17 protein-coding genes and 3 pseudogenes are annotated in these 21,376 nt (G+C 38.9%); 4 read left to right on the top strand and 16 right to left on the bottom strand.

Annotated features, from left to right (window positions below):
* Nucleotides 1-130: 130 nt before the first annotated feature.
* From PZE06_RS06440 to PZE06_RS06370, 15 genes and pseudogenes are all read right to left on the bottom strand, one after another.
* Nucleotides 131-550 (bottom strand): TIGR03826 family flagellar region protein, encoded by a 420-nt coding sequence (locus tag PZE06_RS06440; RefSeq protein ID WP_137743525.1) that lies wholly within the window; start codon nucleotides 548-550, stop codon nucleotides 131-133.
* Nucleotides 551-835: 285 nt separating this feature from the next.
* Nucleotides 836-1,543 (bottom strand): ComFC family protein, encoded by a 708-nt coding sequence (locus PZE06_RS06435; RefSeq protein ID WP_150914850.1) that lies wholly within the window; start codon nucleotides 1,541-1,543, stop codon nucleotides 836-838.
* The gene (locus PZE06_RS06430) at nucleotides 1,536-3,035 is read right to left on the bottom strand and encodes an ATP-dependent helicase ComFA (RefSeq protein ID WP_150914849.1); all 1,500 of its coding nucleotides are present in this window, start codon (nucleotides 3,033-3,035) and stop codon (nucleotides 1,536-1,538) included. Before PZE06_RS06430 ends, PZE06_RS06435 begins: the two co-directional genes overlap by 8 nt.
* A gap of 237 nt (nucleotides 3,036-3,272) precedes the next feature.
* Nucleotides 3,273-4,112 carry a DegV family protein gene (locus PZE06_RS06425; RefSeq protein ID WP_150914848.1) on the bottom strand — a complete coding sequence of 280 codons (840 nt, stop codon included), beginning with the start codon at nucleotides 4,110-4,112 and terminating at the stop codon, nucleotides 3,273-3,275.
* A gap of 315 nt (nucleotides 4,113-4,427) precedes the next feature.
* Nucleotides 4,428-4,562 carry a sporulation histidine kinase inhibitor Sda gene (sda, locus tag PZE06_RS06420; protein ID WP_150914847.1) on the bottom strand — a complete coding sequence of 45 codons (135 nt, stop codon included), beginning with the start codon at nucleotides 4,560-4,562 and terminating at the stop codon, nucleotides 4,428-4,430.
* Nucleotides 4,563-4,890: 328 nt separating this feature from the next.
* Complete coding sequence (locus PZE06_RS29505) at nucleotides 4,891-5,133, bottom strand: Imm70 family immunity protein (protein WP_309145445.1); 243 nt, start codon at nucleotides 5,131-5,133, stop codon at nucleotides 4,891-4,893.
* Between the two features lie 424 nt (nucleotides 5,134-5,557).
* Nucleotides 5,558-6,013 (bottom strand): immunity protein YezG family protein, encoded by a 456-nt coding sequence (locus tag PZE06_RS06410; protein WP_150914846.1) that lies wholly within the window; start codon nucleotides 6,011-6,013, stop codon nucleotides 5,558-5,560.
* 19 nt (nucleotides 6,014-6,032) lie between these two features.
* Nucleotides 6,033-7,142 (bottom strand): DNA/RNA non-specific endonuclease, encoded by a 1,110-nt coding sequence (locus PZE06_RS30070; protein ID WP_369011849.1) that lies wholly within the window; start codon nucleotides 7,140-7,142, stop codon nucleotides 6,033-6,035.
* A gap of 66 nt (nucleotides 7,143-7,208) precedes the next feature.
* A pseudogene (locus PZE06_RS30065) lies at nucleotides 7,209-7,466 on the bottom strand (T7SS effector LXG polymorphic toxin); the annotation flags it as partial.
* Between the two features lie 745 nt (nucleotides 7,467-8,211).
* A pseudogene (locus PZE06_RS06395) lies at nucleotides 8,212-8,633 on the bottom strand (SMI1/KNR4 family protein).
* A gap of 103 nt (nucleotides 8,634-8,736) precedes the next feature.
* Nucleotides 8,737-8,952 (bottom strand): annotated as a pseudogene (locus PZE06_RS06390) (recombinase family protein); the annotation flags it as partial.
* A 121-nt stretch (nucleotides 8,953-9,073) separates the two neighbouring features.
* Nucleotides 9,074-9,490, bottom strand: coding sequence for an immunity 70 family protein (locus PZE06_RS06385; protein ID WP_150914844.1), 417 nt, complete (start codon nucleotides 9,488-9,490; stop codon nucleotides 9,074-9,076).
* A 13-nt stretch (nucleotides 9,491-9,503) separates the two neighbouring features.
* Nucleotides 9,504-11,138 carry a T7SS effector LXG polymorphic toxin gene (locus tag PZE06_RS06380; RefSeq protein WP_150914843.1) on the bottom strand — a complete coding sequence of 545 codons (1,635 nt, stop codon included), beginning with the start codon at nucleotides 11,136-11,138 and terminating at the stop codon, nucleotides 9,504-9,506.
* 340 nt (nucleotides 11,139-11,478) lie between these two features.
* Complete coding sequence (locus PZE06_RS06375; RefSeq protein ID WP_095311905.1) at nucleotides 11,479-12,165, bottom strand: response regulator; 687 nt, start codon at nucleotides 12,163-12,165, stop codon at nucleotides 11,479-11,481.
* A 31-nt stretch (nucleotides 12,166-12,196) separates the two neighbouring features.
* Nucleotides 12,197-13,336 carry a sensor histidine kinase gene (locus PZE06_RS06370; protein ID WP_150914842.1) on the bottom strand — a complete coding sequence of 380 codons (1,140 nt, stop codon included), beginning with the start codon at nucleotides 13,334-13,336 and terminating at the stop codon, nucleotides 12,197-12,199.
* A 659-nt stretch (nucleotides 13,337-13,995) separates the two neighbouring features.
* Between PZE06_RS06370 and PZE06_RS06365 the strand changes: the two genes are divergently transcribed.
* Both PZE06_RS06365 and PZE06_RS06360 read left to right on the top strand, forming a co-directional pair.
* The gene (locus PZE06_RS06365; protein WP_150914841.1) at nucleotides 13,996-14,631 is read left to right on the top strand and encodes a YigZ family protein; all 636 of its coding nucleotides are present in this window, start codon (nucleotides 13,996-13,998) and stop codon (nucleotides 14,629-14,631) included.
* Nucleotides 14,632-14,788: 157 nt separating this feature from the next.
* Nucleotides 14,789-15,778 (top strand): LCP family protein, encoded by a 990-nt coding sequence (locus tag PZE06_RS06360; RefSeq protein WP_137743519.1) that lies wholly within the window; start codon nucleotides 14,789-14,791, stop codon nucleotides 15,776-15,778.
* A gap of 509 nt (nucleotides 15,779-16,287) precedes the next feature.
* Here PZE06_RS06360 and PZE06_RS06355 read toward each other — a convergent pair.
* A complete protein-coding gene (locus PZE06_RS06355) occupies nucleotides 16,288-17,331 on the bottom strand; it encodes a glycosyltransferase family 4 protein (protein ID WP_150914840.1) in 1,044 nt (347 codons plus the stop codon).
* A 401-nt stretch (nucleotides 17,332-17,732) separates the two neighbouring features.
* Between PZE06_RS06355 and secA2 the strand changes: the two genes are divergently transcribed.
* Nucleotides 17,733-20,102 (top strand): accessory Sec system translocase SecA2, encoded by a 2,370-nt coding sequence (secA2, locus tag PZE06_RS06350; RefSeq protein WP_150914839.1) that lies wholly within the window; start codon nucleotides 17,733-17,735, stop codon nucleotides 20,100-20,102.
* Nucleotides 20,103-20,127: 25 nt separating this feature from the next.
* Nucleotides 20,128-21,015: an accessory Sec system S-layer assembly protein gene (locus tag PZE06_RS06345; protein ID WP_150914838.1), complete on the top strand. Its 888-nt coding sequence runs from the start codon at nucleotides 20,128-20,130 to the stop codon at nucleotides 21,013-21,015.
* Nucleotides 21,016-21,376 lie beyond the last annotated feature (361 nt).

Raw genomic sequence — 21,376 nt, 5'->3', positions numbered from 1 at the left:
ACAAACTTCTAATTCTAATATCGGTTAAGTTGCAAACATATTAATTGGAATGTTTTGTTTACACTACTATTTTTTTGAGTGGCTAGCTTTTTACAGATCAAAAAACCCGCATGCATCAGCATACGGATTCTCATTTCTTTTCATCTAAAGTAAAATAAGTTATTTGTTTTTCTCGTTTTTCTAATTCTTTTTTACGTTCTTCTTCCATATTATGAAGATCCAGTTCTTTTTTCAATGTCTCTGTGCACGCGTTACAAAGCTTGCCTTTTTGAATCAATTTCCCACATCTGTCACATGGGTAGCCAAGATTCGGAAATTGTGCCAGTTTTAAACGCCCTGTTTTGATGAATTTGAGAATTAGCGCTTCTTCCACCCCTGTGCCTTCTTCAACCTGATGCATCGTGGCCATGCGATTTTCTCGTTTACGAATAAACTGATACACCTTTTCATATGCCGCTTCTTCCTCCTGCCAGCAAGCTTGGCAAATATCACGAAATTTATTTTTAACAAAGATTTCTCCGCATTTTGGACAGTTCGCTAATTGATCCATTTTTTGCTCCCCCTAAAAAGTTTACATCCTTTTGCTACCATTATAGCGTGAAGATCTGTGGAAGAATATGAAAAATTAGAGACATTTGATGGAAATCGTCGAATACTGGCACTGAGCTGCTTGTTCTCGACTAAAATTTCTCTGCTTTTGTGGGCGATATCGGTCTTAAATGAAATATATCGGTCTTTGTTTCATTTTATCGGTCCTTATCAAAATATATCGGTCTTTGTTTCATTTTATCGGTCCTTATCAAAATATATCGCTCTTTCGCAACAAAGAGCAACTCTAACTCCGGGCCAAGGTCAGTGCAAACACATAGTCCGCTCCTGCCTTCCTAAGGAGCTTCGCAGCATGCCTTAATGTTGAGCCGGTCGTGTAAATGTCGTCGATGAGGAGAATCCGTTTGCCACTTATCACGAACGAATCAGTTAGCTGAAAAATTTGCGGGAGGTGAATCCTGTCTTCACGCGACTTTTTCGATTGCTTTTCACCATGGGTTCTTTGCAGTAAATGGGTTGAATGGAGGCCGGCTTCGCGCAGGAGGGCTTCTGCTTGATTAAAACCGCGCTCGAATTGGCGCTCTGTGCTCAATGGAATCGGAACAAGATAATCAGCATGCAGCATACGAATGGAGGTTTTAAGCTTTTGAGCAAACACTTTAGCTAATAGATAATCGCCCCGGAATTTATACTGACTAATGATTTCCTTTAAGAAATCATTATATAAATAGATGGAGAGATTTCCTGCTAAATATCCCTGCCATTCTGAATCACTCTCCCAGCGAACACAGTCGGAACAACGAGCGCCCACTACATATTGAGCATCTATGCTCTCTAAAGATCGGCTGCAGATATCACATCTTTTCCCCGTTATTTCCTCCAATTGCTCCTGACAAGTGGAGCAAAGTAATTTCTCTTCTCTTTTTGTAAAAAAGGTTGACCAGCTAATATGCTCAACCAATTCCTCATGACAAAAAAGGCAATATTCACTCAATGTCGATCATCCCTTTCTTTGCCGCTTCCGCATTCATATTTTGAATCTGCTTTCTGGCTTGAAGCATCGCTTCTGTTCGTCCAAAATGAAAAAAAGTTATATTCCCCGTAGGAAATTGCGCACTCCTCCCAACTCGTCCTGCAATTTGTACGAGAGCACTAGCTGTGAAAATTTGCTCCTCTGAACCGAGAACAGCTACATCCAAATTGGGAAAAGTCACCCCTCTTTCTAAAATTGTCGTGGTGACGAGAATGGGAATGTCTTTTTGTCGCATGGATCGAACCTTTGCTTTGCGCTCAGGATCTGCCGCATGCACTGCCTCAATTCGCGAATCAAGCTTCTGTAAAATCGCCAAAAACTTCGGGATTAACTCGATTTTGGGTATAAAAAGGAGAGCCTGTTTTTCCATATCTAAGCGAATTTTTAACCATTTTATTACATTGGACGGAAGCTTATTCTGCTTCAACTTCTTGTCCCAATTCCCGCACCACTTAAGTTCTGGAACCGGTAAAGGCTTACGATGATAACGAGCCGGAATTGTCACAAAATTCCTTTTTCCTTGGCGACAATCCTTTTGCCATTGTTGATTGGGTGTTGCAGAGAGATAAATCATTGAGGACCGTTCTTTTCGAGCATTCTGGACGGCGTATTGTAAGGTTTCATCTACCGAATAGGGAAAAGCGTCTACTTCATCCACAATAATGACATCAAAGGCCTGATAAAAACGAAAGAGCTGATGAGTGGTTGAAATCGTTAAGGGGGAATATTTGTGGCGGTCTGGTGAGCCTGCATATAAAGAGGCTACCTCTATCTGGGGAAATACCGCCTGAAGGCGCGGGGTTAATTCCTGAACGACATCGGTGCGTGGGGTTGCGATACAAACTCTTTTCTGAAGCGATAATGCATAGCGCATCCCTTCAAACAGCAGCTCAGTTTTTCCTGCTCCACAAACGGCCCAAACTAATATGTCATCATTTGTAGAAATGGCTTTCACCACTTCGTCTGAGGCAACTTGCTGTCCGAACGAAAGCGTTCCATTCCAAACCAAGTTGGCAGTTTCCCTCGCGCTTTGACACTCAGAGTCACTCCAGCTATAGAGAGGTGTACACGTACTGACTCTGCCCATCATAATGCATTTCCGACAATAAGTGCACAGCTCCCGACATCTTGAGCATGGAAAGCTGGAAAATAAATGGGGTTTTTGATTACCACACCTCTGACAGCGGGGAGTTCCTTTTTCAAAAACAATTCCTTTTCGCAAAGTAATATATCCCTGTTCATAATGTTGATGGATTTCATCTAAAGTATGGGGGATTTCATCAAGGAGTAGTTGTTTTCCAATGAGTCTTTTTCGTACGTCATTACAATACTGAAAATGCAGGTTTCGAGAAGGTTGGGGAATTTCGCCAAGATCGGCGATCGTTTGCGTGGTTTGAGGTTCTGAAAGCAGCGGCTCTGGAACCAGCGTTTTGTCAAGAATGGCAAATCGCATGAAAACACCTCTCTATATTAGATTGATTTGGTTGTTTTCCGGAATTGGTGGTCGTTTTTCCGGGATTAGTTGCTTTTTTTCCGGAATTATCGTCAATTTTTCCGGAATCAGTGCTGCTTTTTCCGGAATTCAAACAACAAGCACATCACGCTCCGGCTCGTTATAAATGACAAACGCCACTCAATATTCATATGAATGGCGTTTGTTCAAACGATTGATCACTTGCAATGAACCTGCTTATTTTTTCACCCAGCCGAGTCCCATAGATCCTTCGCCAAGATGAGTTCCAATGACCGGTCCAAAATAACTAAGAGAGAACTCAACATTCGGTAACTTCGCTTCTAGCTCGGCCTTCCATTCATTTGCTTCATCCTCACGTTTAGCGTGGATGATGACCGCTTTGTAAGCATCTCCGCTTTTAGCATCTTCTTCAAGAAGTTCGACCATTCGCTTCATCGCTCGCTTCCGAGTACGGATCTTTTCGAATGGAACGATCAATTTATTTTCGAAATGAAGAAGCGGTTTGACTTGCAACAGGCTGCCGATGATCGCTTGAGCACTAGAAAGACGTCCACCTCGCTGCAAATGGCTAAGATCATCAACCATAAAATAAGCGCGGATTGATTGTTTCATTTCCTCTAGTCGTGCGAGGATTTCCTCATGGCTTTTACCAGCCTTGGCCATTTCAGCAGCTTCAATGACATAGAAACCTTGAACCATGCAACTGATTTCAGAATCAAAAGCATGGACATCAATTCCTTCTACCATTTCTCCTGCCGCTACTGCTCCTTGGAATGTTCCACTAATTCCGCTGGAAAGATGAATGCTTATCACAGTATCATAGTCCTTCGCCAGCTGTTCAAATAGCGTAACAAATTCCCCGATCGCAGGCTGAGATGTTGTAGGAAGTTCTTTTGTTTTTACTTCTTCATAAAAGTCATCTGTTTGAATCTCAATCTCTTCTTTATACGTTTCGTTTCCGAAATTTACACTCAAGGGAATCATATGGATATTTAGCTGTTCGCGCAATTCCTTCGGGATGTACGCAGTACTATCCGTTACAACTGCCGTTTTCATAAATGGGATACCATCCTTATTCATTTTGTCCTAGGCTTTTCCACATAGATAGTTGTTAAGTCTACTTCCTAATTTACTTTTTTTGAAAAAAAACGCAGTATGGAAATGTTAAGCTGGTAAGCCGAATTTGTTTTGAACTCTACGAAGCTTAAACGGCCAAGCACACTTCTGGATGGAATTAGGAGGTTAAAAACAATTATCTAGTAGAAAAAAACCTGCTTCTTACTATATGTTTAGTATCCATTTTATATGAAAATGAATGAAATTGCATTAATTTAAATAATCCCTTTACACGGAAAGGCAAAAAGTACACGGTTAACTTACATCTATTCCTCTGTTTTTCAATTCAATATTTAGTAGTTCGATAAAATCCTTCTCTAGATTTTTCTCGATCGCTTTGTAGAAAACCATTTTTAATTGATAATCTGAGAGTATTCGTAAAGAAGTCATGCTAGAATCCTCCTTTAGTCTTATGTCCTATATACCATTATTACCTATTTTTATCGAACATGTAAACTATTAACACCAATATTTAACAATTTGTTCATTAATTTATCGTGACTTTTCATTTTCTTAACATAAATAGGCTGAAAATCGAGGATTATTGACCTAATTTCAGCTTTGCATCTCGACAATTCGAGTATAAAAAGAATAGGTGATATCATACTCTTTTTTTTCACATTGAATTGTATGATAACCCAAATATAAATTATAGCCATATTATAAACCTAAAAAATGACCTTGAATAATTTCAAGGTCATAAATGGAAGATTATGATTTATATGCTTTCTATATAAACATCAGAGTTCGTTTTTTGTCCCTTCTCTAATGCTTTCATTAACCTGTCTATTAAGTCTTCACCTTCACTTGTTATAAAATAATTAGAATTAGATAAGCTTGTTATATCCTTACTAATATTATCACCGCAAGGCGGACTTTTAGATAAGTCATCAATGCACCCTATTACTTGTGATGGGGTAAACTTCTGTAATTTCTTTTTAATTGCTTCTAATTCATTTATAGCATTATTAATATTTTTATTCTCAAGTTTCTCATTATAGAGTCCATTTAATAAGAAAAGCTATTGTAAGTGATAGCTTATTGTAGAAAAAAGAGTGTAAGAAATCTCCATTCCCGACTTGATACCAGTAATATTTCACCTTAAATCCCACAGCCATTCTTCTCATTCCAAAATGCATATTGCCATATTCATGAATTCTTTTATATTCGGATTCACCTATGTACCAGTGCATGTTCTCCTTTATCACCAAGAGATTTGTCATTATCATGTTAAGTGTAAATCAGTAGTAAATATGGTTTGTCAATGCCTACCAAATGGTCTTGATTTAAATAAAAAACCTTGAAAGGCATTTAGGCAATCAAGGTATATGTTTATAGTAACGTTTTTAATTCTAATTTTTTCTTTTCACACACTTTGTCAAACCTTAAAGTTTTTTATTTTGTATCTCATCAAACCACTCATCAGCAATCTGACGAGCAGTTTTAGTCTCATGATTAGTATAAACTAAATCATACTTGTATTCAGCTTTGAATTTGCCACTCTTAACATCATATATTAACTTCATTTCAGTAGGCATGTCTTTTTCATAATCCAAACATAATTCTTTAATTTTTTCAATATCTTCATTTAAAATATCTAATACCATAAACTGGCGTTCCGAAGATACATTGTATCTTTCATCCCCATTCGCCAATGCATCATTCACTTTATGAGGCTTCACATACTTATTATTAATTAAATAAAAAAACTTGCTCGATATAACACTTTCCTCACACGAAGCGTAAACATATACTTTATCCGCTCTCTCTTCTATATACTCCATACATATGGATATCATATCAGCTTGCAATTCACTAAATCTATCTTCAAAAGTATTCATTTAGTTTTCACTCCTCAGATTAGTTTAAAAGGACTTCAGAGAACAACTCACCATCAATTGTGTATTTTACTATGAATTTTTCCGGCCTTACATTATTCCCAGAGTATATTACTTCTAGATTAATTGTTACTTCTTTTGGAGGGGTTTCCTTTAAAGCTGCAGCCCATTCATCTTCAATTTTCTTATATTGCTTCAAATTAACCTCAGACAATTGTGAAACCAAATTATCAATTTTAGGTGAGCCTCCAAACCTATCGCCTGCCAAATGTCCGGCGTGGTCCTGACCTTTTATTTTACCAGGTGTATTTTTACTGTGTGACAGTCTATCTGTTCTCGTTGTTAATTGTAAATTTTCTGTTTCGAACTTTACAATCCTACCTGCACTATCTGTTTCATAGAAGTAGTTATACTCTCCAGTTTTATACCTAATATCAGGCTTTAATCGATTTTTCCTTCCGTTTGTATACTGTTCTCCTCTTCCCACTAATGTTTTAACATCACTTTCCCTAGCTGAACGATTCCCCGCACCCTTCCCAACCCCATCCTTCACCTTCTGCGCAAAGTTCATGACGGAGTTCTTGGCACTGTTGACGGCATCGCCGATGGTGGCTTGTGGCATTTTGGCGCCGCCGGCCATCGCGAATTGCGGGGTTGGGAGCGGCGTGTCGGCAATTTTCTTCATCAGTCCTGCGGCCGTGTTGCGAAGGCTGTTAAAGCCTTGTTTCACTTTGGCCAGAACCGCTTTACCCGTTTCCATCACTTTATCTGGGTTGAGGACATGCTTGATCTTATCGAGCTGCTTGCCGCCCCATTTGAATACTTTGACTCCGCCTTTGGCGATCGGACCGCCAAAGATGGCAGCTAAGAGGACGCCTCGTTCGAGATGGCCGATGTCTCTGCCCGTAATAAAGTCTTTGCCAGTCATTGCTTCGATTCCCGATTTAATGTTGGAAATGCCGGGAATGAAATCTAATCCACCCGATAGCCAGCCTCTCCAATTCGCTTCCGTTTCATGTACAGAATCGTTAGCGGTTGCGGCTGGATTAGTCGTTAGTCCTTGTTCTTCCAGATTGGATTGAACGGAAGAAAGGCTGTAGGACAGGAATCGCTCGAGATTCGGGATGGGCAATATGCTTAGTTTTAGCGCCAGTTGACTTGGACGGTATTGCGATAAAACGAGTTCTCTTCTTTGGAAGAGGGTGCTGATTTCTTGGATCGTGCGATGTAATGTATGTAAGTCTTGGCTGATTGCTTCCAAGCTGTACGAGCCTTGACGGTCGAATTCGTGAAGTCGTTCGAGCGTTTCTTGTTCATGCTGTTCCGCCGTTTTCACCTGCTGGACAAAGGCGCTGTCGTTCAGTCTTGGCAAGGCGACGATATTGCTGACCGAATCCATAATGCTGTTGCCTTCTGCCGTTAGCTCTCTTGTGATCGTTTCGGCTTGCTTTAAGCCTTGTTCGACATCCTATGAATTTCAGTAAAGCATCATTCATGTTATCCAGAGCATAAATATATCATTAATAAACAAAAAACACCTGTTACCTAATAGCAATCAAGTGCTTTATAGTTAGCTACATAAAAAACTTTATTAGATTAAAAATGCATCTCGCCTAATTATATGCAATCTTTTATAAACAAAATCTCATTACAAGAACTCTTGGTGGTATTACTATCAAGAGTTCTTGATTTTCTTTAATCTCATTTATAATATCTTAAAAATCTTCTTCCCATGCTTCTTTGTGATAAAAACTCATAAAAAATCTCTGCCGTATTGTAGTCATCAAGTCCTCCTACCTTGTAAAAGGTTATCTCGCCTATTTATCGTACTTCTCACAAAATCGAAATATACAATACTCCATGATGGTACTACCTTCATGAGCTCTGAATTTCATTTAAGCATTGTTTATGTTGCTCACACATCTTTCCTTTTTATTACTAACTTTATGTGTTTGTATGTTGCCCCTTTAGCTTTACTTGCTTTGTCATTCTCGTATGCAAATATAAACCAAGCAGTAAGTGTGGTTGTATTTTTTTATATGTCACTGCAACTATTCTCGTAAGTTTGCTAACCATCATGAGTTTTTGATTCAAAAGTGATATTATTTTAACCATAAAGGTCTTAAAGTCAAAAAACCTTGAAGGCATATTAGCCAATCAAGGTTTTAAGTTTCTCTTAATTAACTTTAATTGGACCATAATTAATAATTAAAATATGCCTTCAAGAAATCAAAAAACGATGACCAACTTTCCTTTAACTCACCTTTAATAAGTAGTTCATCTCCACCCTCAAAATTAACTATATAAACTTTATCTGTTACAGTATCCAGTCTAATACAGCATTTGCTGACATCTCACTTGAAACCAGATATTGCTTCGGAAAACCATGTTCTTTTCTAGAAATGAGTGTGTATGATTCAATATTGTTTTCTTCATCTGCTATATCTAGTAATTCAAAGGGTACATGCTCTTCCCAAAAAGGTCCTGCATACTGGATAAAAAATTCGTGAAAAGTATCCGATACGTTTACACCTAGCCTTATTAAAGCATCCTGTACTAGATTGCTATCTTCACGTTTATATATTTCTTCTCCTAGAACTTCATCTAGTCTCTCAGGCAATATGCTCTTCCTCCTAAAGCTTCTTCTCCTCGTATTTTCCAATAATTAATAGAATCTACTTTTTGAAACGCTCCTCTAGTTGTCTCATCCATTGGATAAAATGGGTTTAACTTTCCTTTATAAGGATGTAATGGAGCTCTTTTAGTATGTCACCATATTGATACTTGCCTGAATAGAAGTGCCTTCTATCCAATATTCGCTTTACTTGAACTTTGCTAAACAACTTTCCTTGTTTCGTTCGATGTCCTTCTTCATTCAATCGTTCTGCTATTTTGGTCAAAGACCATAAAGAATACTGTTCCTTTAAGTCAAAAACTCTTTGAAATTAGTTAAAACATCGTATATGGCTTACAAAGTTTAAGTCATTATCTGAATAATAATTGTTTTATTCGGAACTCAGTATCGTATAAAAACATGGGATAGTGCCCCATGGTTAAGAAATTTTATAGTTTGTGTATTTTTAAATCACATTTATCTTCTTCTGCTACATCAATTGCTGTACGTAGTACTTCAAAAAATGTTTTCCCATCAGTTGTTGCAAAATAATTCGCTAGACTAGTTACTTTTGGACTTATTTTATCCCCCCACGGTGGTTTTTGTGATAAGTCATCAATATCCCATATAACTTGTTCCGGCGAGTATTTTGATAATTCCTGTTCAATTTCAATTAAATTAGCTTTTACAACAGAAACATCATTCCAGTTTAGTTTGTCATTATATAACTCATTCATCATTAAAGGATATTTTGTACCCCATCCTTCTTTTTCTAAATGATAGGAGATTGTTGAAAAAAATGAATGTACAAAATCGCTATGACCTAATTCGTAATAAAAACTATCTACTAATATTCCTACCGCCATCTAACTTTCACCTCTAATCCATTATAAAAATTATTTCTGCTACATCATTTGTTCTTTCATTTATTTTTTGTTTAATGTCTCTTAAAACATCCCTTGAGATATTTTGTCCCCTAACATCAATAATAACAGATTGCTTTGTTTGTTCAGGTAAATCACTTACCCGCTTATTTATTTGCTTTGACACATTTCTTATTAAGTTACTTCTACCAGAAGATGTAGTCACATTATAATTCTTAACCTCTATGCTGTGACCATCGATATAGAAATCTGGTCTTGAACTATTCTTAGTGCCATGACTTACTTCATTACCTTCCTTATATGATACCTGGTCACGATATCCAGGGTATTCTTTTCCTACATCAATTTCAGACTGTCTCCAAGATGGTCTAGTTTTATCTATACCCTTCCCAACCCCATCCTTCACCTTCTGCGCAAAGTTCATAACGGAGTTTTTGGCACTGTTGACGGCATCGCCGATGGTGGCTTGTGGCATTTTGGCGCCGCCGGCCATTGCGAATTGCGGGGTTGGAAGCGGCGTGTCGGCGATTTTCTTCATCAGTCCTGCGGCCGTGTTGCGAAGGCTGTTAAAGCCTTGTTTCACTTTGGCCAGAACCGCTTTACCCGTTTCTATCACTCTATCAGGGTTGAGGACATGCTTGATCTTATCGAGCTGCTTGCCGCCCCATTTGAATACTTTGACTCCGCCTTTGGCGATCGGACCGCCAAAGATGGCAGCTAAGAGGACGCCTCGCTCGAGATGGCCGATGTCTCTGCCCGTAATAAAGTCTTTGCCAGTCATTGCTTCGATTCCCGATTTAATGTTGGAAATGCCGGGAATGAAATCTAATCCACCCGATAGCCAGCCTCTCCAATTCGCTTCCGTTTCATGTACAGAATCGTTAGCGGTTGCGGCTGGATTGGTCGTTAGTCCTTGTTCTTCCAAGTTAGTTTGAACGGAAGAAAGGCTGTAGGACAGGAATCGCTCGAGATTCGGGATGGGCAATATGCTTAGTTTTAGCGCCAGTTGACTTGGACGGTATTGCGATAAAACGAGTTCTCTTCTTTCGAAGAGGGTGCTGATTTCTTGGATCGTGCGATGTAATGTATGTAAGTCTTGACTGGTTGCTTCCAAACTGTACGAGCCTTGACGGTCGAATTCGTGAAGTCGTTCGAGCGTTTCTTGTTCATGCTGTTCCGCCGTTTTCACCTGCTGGACAAAGGCGCTGTCGTTCAGTCTTGGCAAGGCGACGATATCGCTGACTGAATCCATGATGCGGTTGCCTTCTGCCGTTAAATCTCTTGTGATCGTTTCGGCTTGCTTTAAGCCTTGTTCGACATCGTGTTCAAGAAAGCTTTGGCGGATGAAGCCCTGCGGTGACGGTTCAAAGCCTCGCAAGGAGGAGATGAGTTGCTTCAGGGCGGTTTCATATTGCGCTAACGTGTCTTGCCAAAACCGCAAGAGTGGCAGGTGGGCTTCCTCGTAAAAGGAGCGAATCGAATGGCCCCCATCCCCTTTGAAGCTGTCTTCCAAAGCGATTAAAGCTTTGATGTTTTTTTCAATCGTCTCCAATTGCACGTTGAGCTGACTTAGCCCCTTGAGCGTCTCTTCGACGCCCGCGTGCAATTCTGCGGCATCTAATACCTTCATTATATTTCACCTCACAGCTTTTTCCCATTGAAAAGGCACCTAGCGAAGGAGAGAAGTCTATTAATCTTCTTCATACATTTCGACCTATTAGTCATCAATGACTAAACGTCTCCACTTCATTAGAAGTCCTTACATACACATGATAAATAACCAAAATATGTTAACAAGTGAAATTAATCCCATTTATTGAAAATATAACAAGGTCTAATGTCATGGATTACCTTTTCGTAGCTAGCTGAAGGCTCATATATATGAGTCTTAAATAGAGATGAGAGAAAAATATTATTTTTGCGTAAAGAAAAAACGCCGACGAAGCGGCGTTTTTAGCATGGTTATGTGGTTATCTAACTTCAACCCAGCCGTTTTTGATTGCTTCTACAACGGCTTGAGTTCGGTCGTTAACATTCATTTTTTGCAGGATATTACTTACGTGGTTTTTAACTGTTTTTTCACTAATAAATAGCGCTTCACCAATTCCGCGGTTGCTTTTTCCGTCTGCTAGAAGCTGAAGAACTTCACACTCACGACGCGTTAGCAGATGGAGCGGACGACGAATCTCAACCTGTTGGAGATAACCGCTGCTTACTCCTGCTGCCTCTACCGCTAAGCGGCGGTATTCTTTGACAAGATTGTGAGTAACTTTTGGATGTAGGTAGGAACCGCCATCTGCGACTACCTTTACCGCTTCAATCAGAGCGTCTGCATCCATTTCCTTAAGTAAATAGCCTGTTGCACCTGTTTTTAATGCGTGCTGAACATAACTTTCATCATCGTGGATCGATAAAATGATCACTTTGGTTGATGGGTATCTTTCAACTAATTGACGTGTTGCTTCCACACCATTAATAGTTGGCATATTAATATCCATAAGGACTACATCAGGCTGATGCTCTTCTACTAAAGAAATAGCTTCAGTACCGTCATCCCCCTCTGCTACAACCTCAAATGTTTTTTCAAAATCAAGAATTCTTTTAACGCCTTCTCTAAATAATTGATGGTCATCTATAATGATAATCTTCGTAGTCATGCGTGTCGCCTCCCCAAATTATTTCTCTCTCTTATTTTGGTAATGGAACCTTGATGAGAACAGTCGTCCCTTTGCCTATTTTTGAATTAATCGAGATTTTGCCTCCTAAAAGCTCTACTCTTTCCCTCATCCCGATAATTCCAAAGGACTCATCTTTTCTTTCATCTATATTAAAACCTTGTCCATTATCCTTTACTAAAACCGTAATCTGTTCTTGAGCCATCTCTAGCTTTACTTTAATTTCCTTTGCATTTGCATGCTTTAGAACGTTTTGCACAGACTCCTGTATAAGGCGAAATAGTGCCACCTCGTATTTTGTCGGTAGTCTTTTTTCTTCCCCCACATTTATATAAGAAATCGATGTTGTACTATGATACTCTTCGATCGTCTGTAAATATTTTTTGAGGGTAGGAACTAGACCTAGGTCGTCAAGGGCCATTGGACGTAGGTCGTAAATGATGCGGCGAACCTCATATAAGGCATTTCTGACCATGGTCTTGAGATTTTTCACTTCAGCAAGCGCTTCAGTGGCACCGTATTCCTTGTAAATTCTTTCAATTAGGTCAGAGCGCATCATGACGTTGGCCATCATTTGCGCGGGTCCATCATGAATTTCACGAGAAAGTCTCTTCCGCTCTTCTTCCTGGGCCTCAATAATTTTTAAGCCAAAATCCTGTTTCAGCTTCGCATCCTGCAGGGCCTCGCCAACCTGTTTTAAGTCACTCATCAAATAATTCATCACGACGGTTATTTGAGAAACAAGATGTTCTGCTCGTTCAATCGTTCGCGTCAGACCGACAAGCCGTCTTTCAATATCATCTCTTCTATCCCGAAGCTGCTTTTCCGTCTGTCGATTCAAGGTTAAATCCCTATGAATTTGATGGGCCTTCTCATAAGCTTCCCTTACTTGAGCCTCAGTGAAATCCTTAAAATGCATGCTCACTTCCGAAAGATGTTTTCTCGCTGCTCGTGATTTGATTTCTAATTGATCTCCCTCTTCAATGATTTGGCCAACCATTCTTCGCACATCTTTTAATTCATCAACTAATGATTCATAATCACTTCTACATTGTTCGCCAATGCGAAAAATTTCATTTTTGCTATCACCTACGGTTTCCACCATCTTGTCCAAAATCATATCAAGAGTTTTTGTATCAAATTTTTTAATCATCTACTAATTCCTCCAAGTGAAGCAAAAACCCTTTACATTTTTAAAAATTTTTTTCGAATATTCTATGTCTTTATCCATTGTTCATGTTTGTTTCATTCATAAAATAAAGACATATCTCCATTTTTCCAATTAGAAAAACAAAGCAACTCTTAAATCATTTTACAATATTTTACCTTGAATTGTTAAAAGTTACTATCTTTCTAACTTGAAAATGTTCGAAAACCTGTAAAAAATCGTTAAAAAGAAGGAGAATAGGAATTAATAGACAGGACATTTGACCCATTCCTAATAGGCTCTTATGACCCATTAAAAAGGAACCGTAATTAATGTTATTCTAAAATATCTTTTTTTATTTCTTTTCATTATAACATGACAAAAAGACAGGACTGTTAAAGTTTCGTTACAGAGTGATGTTAATTTGAAACCGAGGCTCTTGTCGAATTATAATAGAAATGTCGAATTTTTATGGTAAGCTTCTTTAAACCATATAGTTGATTTGACGGGTTTCGCCTCATTTCGTGTGAAACCTTCATTTCACACGCCTTTTAGTTCGGCTAAAAAGTCCCGCAAGAACATGAATCGGAACCGCAATGCCGATCCATTATCAAAATGAAAATGCAGTTTTAGACTCCAATACAAACCAGATAAGGAGTGGTCTTATGCTCCCAAGCTACTTAACCGTTAAAGGGTATGGGGAAAATGAAATTATTATCGATAAATCCCGATTTATCGCTCATGTTTCAAGAGCTGAAACCGAAGAAGAAGCACAGGAATTTATTCAAACGATTAAAAAAGAACATTGGAATGCTACTCATAATTGTTCAGCATACTTAATTGGAGAGCATGATGAAATTCAGAAAGCGAACGATGACGGAGAGCCTAGCGGAACCGCTGGGGTACCCATTTTGGAAGTACTAAAGAAGAGGAAGCTAAAGGATACGGTAGTTGTCGTGACCCGCTACTTTGGCGGGATTAAGCTTGGAGCAGGCGGCCTTATTCGCGCATACGGAAAGGCTACATCTGAAGGAATTAACGCGACCGGAATCGTGGAACGAAAGCTCATGAAAGTGATGCATACAAATATCGACTACACTTGGCTTGGCAAACTTGAAAATGAGCTCAGATCGTCCATTTATAACGTGAAAGAAATCCATTACCTTGATGCAGTAGAAATTGAAACATATGTCGAAGAAAGCCAAACAGACACTTTTAAAGAATGGATGGTGGAGCTAACGAACGGCCAATGTAAAGTTCGTGAAGGTGAAATATTGTATTTAGAAGAGCTGAAAGAATAAGATCATTCTCCCTCATAAACTACCACTGAAGCGTCCATTTTAAAATGTATTTTACGGAATGCAAAAAAAAATGTAAAATAAAATTTATATGTATAGTAATTTAGTCCAATGAGAAATAGAATAAACTAACAAATAATCTTACTTAAGGAGAGTAAATATGTCTGTAAATAGACAAAGCTATAAAGCTATTAAAAAGAAAAAGAAGCGTAGGAGACTTGCGCTATGGGTATTAACTCCTATTCTTGTTCTTATATTAGGAGCAACCAGTTACGGTGCCTTCCTATTCAACAAGGCGCACTCCGTTATGAATGATTCCTATCAGCCGATCGATCGCTCTGAAGCCTCCGGCAGCAAAGTAGACCCAAAGGTTGAAAACACATCTATGCTCATTATCGGGGTAGATGATAGCGACACTCGAAACTTTAATAGCGGCTCAAGATCAGATGCTTTAATGCTTGCCACCTTTAATGAAAAGGCAAAGTCGGTCAAGCTCGTCAGCATCCCTCGCGATTCTTATGTTTACATTCCTGAGGTAGGATACGAAGACAAAATTGCCCATGCCCATGCCTTCGGGGGGCCTGCCGCTACGATTGAAACCGTTGAAGAATTATTTGACATTCCTATTGATTATTATGTCAAAATGAATTTTAATGCGTTTATTGATGTTGTTGACGCATTAGGTGGTATCGACGTGGAAGTACCCTATACGATAAATGAAATGGACTCGAAGGATAGAAGAAATGCGATTCATCTTGAACCTGGCTTCCAGGAATTAGACGGTGAAGAGGCGCTTGCATTGGCAAGAACGCGGAAAAAAGATAACGACATTGAACGTGGAAAAAGACAGCAGGAAATTATTAAAGCAATCGTTAATAAAGCTGTGTCAGTGCAAGGAATTACAAAATATGCTGACATTATCGAAGCAGTGGGAGAAAATTTAGCAACGGATTTAACATTTAAAGATATGAATGCCTTTATCGACTATGCTCTAGCTGGTACAAAGCTAGATATCGATACCATTAACCTTGATGGTGAAGACGATTATATTGATGGAGTGTACTATTATCAGCTGGATGAATTTTCTCTTGATGACTCGAAAAGGATCTTAAAGACCCATTTGGGACGACCGGATATTGCGCAAAATTAACAAAGTTGAGGGGTGTTCTAGCTACTAGAACACCCTTTATAACGGTCTTATTTAACGACCACTTGTAAATCCATTCTCTCTGTATACTCCCCCCTGTACTTGTGTGCCACTCAATCTGTGTTCCAAACTCGCTGCTTCATCTTTGGATGGCGGATGATTGGTTACCGTAAGTTCAGAGCTTTCTTCCCTTTGAAATTCCCTCCCCGTTTCGGCTAACAGACCATTTCAGAATTGGCTACATAGGTTAGCGACTTGTCTCCAGTGAATTCCATTCCACCAACTCAAAGAGGTTCGGAATCGGTCAGCAGCTGACCCTTTTACTATTCTCCCTCACTGTTCGCTTCAATCGTGTTTTATTGAAAGCATCCTGCCAATAAAAATGCTACTATCCATCATTTGATACATGAAAATTCTCTCTCTTTTGAAAACCGAGAAATTTATTTCGGATTTTAACATATCAATTGACTACAAAAAAACCTCGAATCATAAGATTCAAGGCTTCTTGACATTTATTCGCTTTTCTTCTGACTAACCATTTTTAACAATGGCTTATAATCATGGTTAACAAGGCCAATCTTTTCAACAAACACTTCAATAACTAAAACTAAAACAGCGATAACAACTAACGCTCCCCACATGGTCGCTTGCGAAAAAATGACTGCGGCAAGACCAAACATCGCTGCCATTGCATATATGATGAGCACCGTTTGGCGATGGGAATAACCTAATCTTAGTAGGCAATGGTGCAAATGGGATTTATCTGGCGCTGATAAAGGCTGCTTATTCACAAAACGTCTAATAATCGCAAAAAATGTATCCGATATCGGCACTCCCAAAATGATAACCGGAATAATCAATGAAATCATCGTGACGTTTTTAAATCCTAATAAGGACAGAACGGCGATCATGTAGCCGAGAAATAAGGCTCCTGTATCCCCCATAAAAATCTTTGCGGGATGGAAATTATAGAATAGAAAGCCTAGTGTGCTAAATAATAAAACCAAGCCGACAGCTACAACGAAAGGATCCCCTTTTAAAACCGCCATCCCTGAGATCGTGATTAAGGCGATGGAGGAGACACCCGCTGCTAAGCCGTCTAAACCATCAATTAAATTTATGGCGTTCGTAATCCCGACAATCCATAAAATCGTGAGGGGAATACTAAAAATGCCGAACTCAAGCGTGCCGCCAAATGGCAAGTTAATGTATTCTACACTGACACCGCCAAGGACAACCGTAAGAGCTGCAAGCAATTGACCAATCAATTTCACTTTTGCCGATAATTCGAACAAATCATCAAGCATACCTGTGATGATAATAATGATACTCCCTAAAATAATCGGAAGGGCGTATTCATCCTGTGGACGCAAGATCACAATTCCCAAAATAAACGTGATATATATCGCTAAGCCTCCAAAACGGGGCATGATTTTTTGATGAACTTTTCGATTGTTAGGCTTGTCAACTGCGCCAATTTTCAAGGCGAATTTTTTAATGATCGGTGTTATAATTATCGAAGTAATAAAACATATTAACAAGGTAAGGTATAACATGAAGTACCTCCTCAACCATTAGCATAACCAATGAATTATTTTTTAAAATCAACAAGTTCTCTTTTTTAGACTAAAAATGGTTACTGCTTTTCAGCAAAATCTCAATACATACGCTTCAATTTCAATATTATAATGTTTACTTAAGATTTTTTCCAGACATTTTTAATAGATGTAAAGAATTGTATGTACTCCAAAATCTCATCAATCGCATTTTTCCCCCATTTATTTAGACGTAATTCGCCAAAAAAAGTTGCAAATATTGTTAGTTTGACAATCTAAGTAGTAATAGAACTATTAATTTGATAAGATTAATAGTTGTGGATAGTTTACATTTTTCCAAAAAACAAATCATTCGCTAAACAAATAAACGAAAACCCATTGACTACGAAGGAGCGTAAAACATGATCACGTTTCTCAAAAATACATTTGGAGACACAAACGAAAAAAGATTAAAAAAATATTACAAAATAGTTGAAAAAATAAATGACTTGGAACAGCATTATGCTTCACTAACTGATGAAGAATTAAAAAATAAAACGGTTGAATTTAAAAAGCAATTAAATGAAGGAACAAGCCTTGATGATATTAAAATCGATGCGTTCGCAACTGTCCGCGAAGCCTCTAAACGGGTTCTTGGCATGCGCCACTTTGACGTCCAGCTTGTAGGTGGCTTAGCCCTTTCTGACGGCAATATAGCGGAAATGGCCACTGGTGAGGGAAAAACCCTTGTCGCCTCCCTTCCAAGTTATTTAAGGGCACTGGAAGGCAAAGGGGTACACGTTGTAACGGTCAATGAATACTTAGTAAGACGTGATCGTGAAATCATTGGACAAATCCATGAATTTCTCGGATTAACAGTTGGAATCAATGTCCCGCTGATGCAGCCTGAAGAAAAAGTTCTTGCTTACCAAGCTGACATTACTTATGGTGTCGGAACAGAATTTGGGTTTGATTATTTACGGGATAATATGGTGAGAGATGTAAGAGAAAAGGTTCAACGGCCATATCATTATGCGATTATCGATGAAGTCGATAGTATCCTTATTGATGAAGCGAAGACCCCTCTTATTATTGCTGGGAAAATGCCCTCGAGCACAGACCTGCATTATATTGCAGCACGCTTAGCAAAACGGTTTGTGAAGGATGTTGATTATAACTATGATGAAGAAACAAAAGCAACCAGCTTAACGGAAGAAGGAATTGAAAAAGTCGAGAAGGCTTTCGGCGTTGATAACTTATACGAGTTAGAGCATCAAACCTTGTACCATTATGTCATACAAGCGGTGCGCGCCCATGTTATGTTTACGCTGGATGTTGATTATATCATTCGTGATGGAAAAATCATGCTTGTCGATATGTTTACAGGCCGAGTCATGGATGGTAGAACCTTAAGTGATGGACTGCATCAAGCGATTGAGGCCAAAGAAGGGTTAGAAATTACCGAAGAGAACAAAACGCAAGCTTCGATTACGATTCAAAATTATTTCAGAATGTATCCAAATCTATCTGGTATGACGGGAACTGCGAAAACGGAGGAAAAGGAATTTGAGCAGGTTTACGGAATGTCCGTTTGTCAAATTCCAACGAACAAACCGAAAATCCGAATGGACTTAGAAGATAAGGTGTTCAAGACTGCGCATGAGAAATATGTGGCCGTTACCGCTGAAGTAAAGAAGCGCCATAAAACTGGACAACCGGTACTTGTCGGCACCACTTCGATTTTACAATCGGAGAAAGTCGCCGAATATTTTGATAAGGCAAAGCTTCCATATGAGATTTTAAATGCGAAAAGTGTTGAGCAGGAGGTACAGCTCATTGCCAATTCTGGACAGCGTGGTCATATAACCATCGCTACCAATATGGCCGGACGCGGTACGGACATTATTTTAGGTGAGGGTGTTGCTGAACTTGGCGGCCTTCACGTTCTTGGAACAGAAAAGCATGAAAGCCGAAGAATTGACAACCAATTGCGAGGCAGAGCTGGACGCCAAGGTGATCCAGGTTCAAGCCAGTTCTTCATCTCCTTAGAGGATGACATGTTTAGACGCTTCGCCAAAGATGATCTGGAAAAACTGCAGAAGAGTCTTAAAGTTGATGATAATGGCTTGATCTTGAATAGTAAAATTGATGAATTTGTCACAAGAGTTCAGCGCATTGTGGAAGGCGCCAATTTCTCGATGCGAGAGTATAACTTAAAGCTTGATGACATTATTAATGAACAACGAAGAATTATTTATACACTGCGCAACCGGATGCTTGAAGAAGAAAATCAGGTCGCCATTTTCATTCCAATGCTTAAAGAAGCAGCAGAACATGAGATGGAGCGAATTTGCATCGATGAGCTGGATGCTGACGAATGGAATCTTTCCGAGCTCTCACAAACCATCAATAGCCTAATTGCTGGAGAAGAGATTTCACTTGCAGGAAATGAGTCCATTAGCAAGCAGGAGATTCAAGAAAGTATCACAACAGCGCTTGAGAAGTATGAAAAGATCATTGATAATTATAAAGAGGATGACTCCTTCCAAGATGCGTTAAAGGGAACCATGATTGCCGTGTTAGATTATAATTGGATCCAGCACCTTGAATCGATGTCTCGATTAAAAGAAGGCATCGGACTCCGGCACTATCAGCAGGAGGACCCAATGAGACTGTATCAAAAAGAAGGATTAGAATTATTCACATATACATTCCACAAAATCCAAAAAGATAGTGCTTTGCAAATAGCACAAAGAATTGTTCCAGAATTTAATCAAAGTAAACAAATCTAGCTTTACTCTAAAAGGAGAATGGCAAATGCTTTCTATTTTTAAGAAAAAAGATCTAAAAGATGTAAAAAGAACAGGCTTAGATAGTAGTGTTTCTTCCGATGAACTGATGAACGAAAAAGAAAATTCTGTTGATGAAGAGATCCATACAGAATTATTTGTCCATCCTTCGTGGAAACTAAGTAATGAGGATTCTTATGTACTTCGTTTTTTAAATAATGAATTGCCTCCACTAAAGGCAAACCAGCTTTCCATTTCGGGAATCGAATTAAACCTTGCGGAGGGTGGGATTGAGGCGACCGCTTTCGTACGCAATAGCTTAAATAAAGGAATACGGTTTTCAGACATTGGACTTATCCTGTTAGATTCTAAAAATGAAATCATTGCAAGACATAACTTTGACTTAAGCAGCATTGGGGAATTGCCTGGAAAGAGCAGTTTACCATGGAAATTTTTATTTCCTGCTAACTCGATCAAAAAGTCTGAATTTAGCAAAGAAAATTGGACATTAGCTTTTGAATTGAAAGCAAAACATGCTCTTGATTTAGATCCAAATTGGGAGTCTGCCCTTCCGCAAGAGGAAAAGGATAAACTTGTGAAGCTTGTCGATTCTTTACAGCCGCCAAAAGATGGTGAAGTGAATTTCATGGGTTTGCAGGCAAGATTTAATGAAAATGGCGATTTACACGTAACTATTCTCATTCGAAATGGCAATGAAAAGAACATCAATCTTCAGCAAATTCCATTAAAGATTGAGGATGCGACCAATGAACTTGTCGCTCAAGGCGGATTTAAGCTGGAAAACTTTGAGGTGAAAGCAAACACTACGAAACCTTGGACGTTTGTCTTTCCAAAAGAGCTTGTGCAAAAAGACAACCCAGATTTTTCAAACTGGAGAGCGTCGATCGCTCAATAAATGGATTATCCCATTTATAACGGACCTGCCCGCTTAAACAGAACACATACTTAGGTGGTGTTCTGTTTTTTGGTTCTATAATATTTGTTGGGGTTATTACACAATTACTGTGCAAAAAAAAGAGCACGATATCACCCATTCATTTATACTTGAATTGTCGAGAAACAAGTATAGAGTGGGGATACGTGCATGATGAATTCTAACATATTTTTACCTGGATTTGAAGAAGTGATCATTAAGAAGACAGAAATAGTAGAGGGTAAGTATTGTTTCTATGTGGAGATGCCTGTAAAAGAACATTCCTGCGTGAATTGTGGGGCATTAACGTCTAAGGTACATGACTATCGAATTCAAAAAATTA

Origin of the sequence: Robertmurraya sp. DFI.2.37 (genome assembly GCF_029211245.1) — a bacterium.
Taxonomy (GTDB): domain Bacteria; phylum Bacillota; class Bacilli; order Bacillales; family Cytobacillaceae; genus Robertmurraya; species Robertmurraya methanolica_A.
The sequence above is the reverse complement of the archived record's forward strand: the minus strand, read 5'-3'. Positions and strand labels throughout refer to the sequence as shown.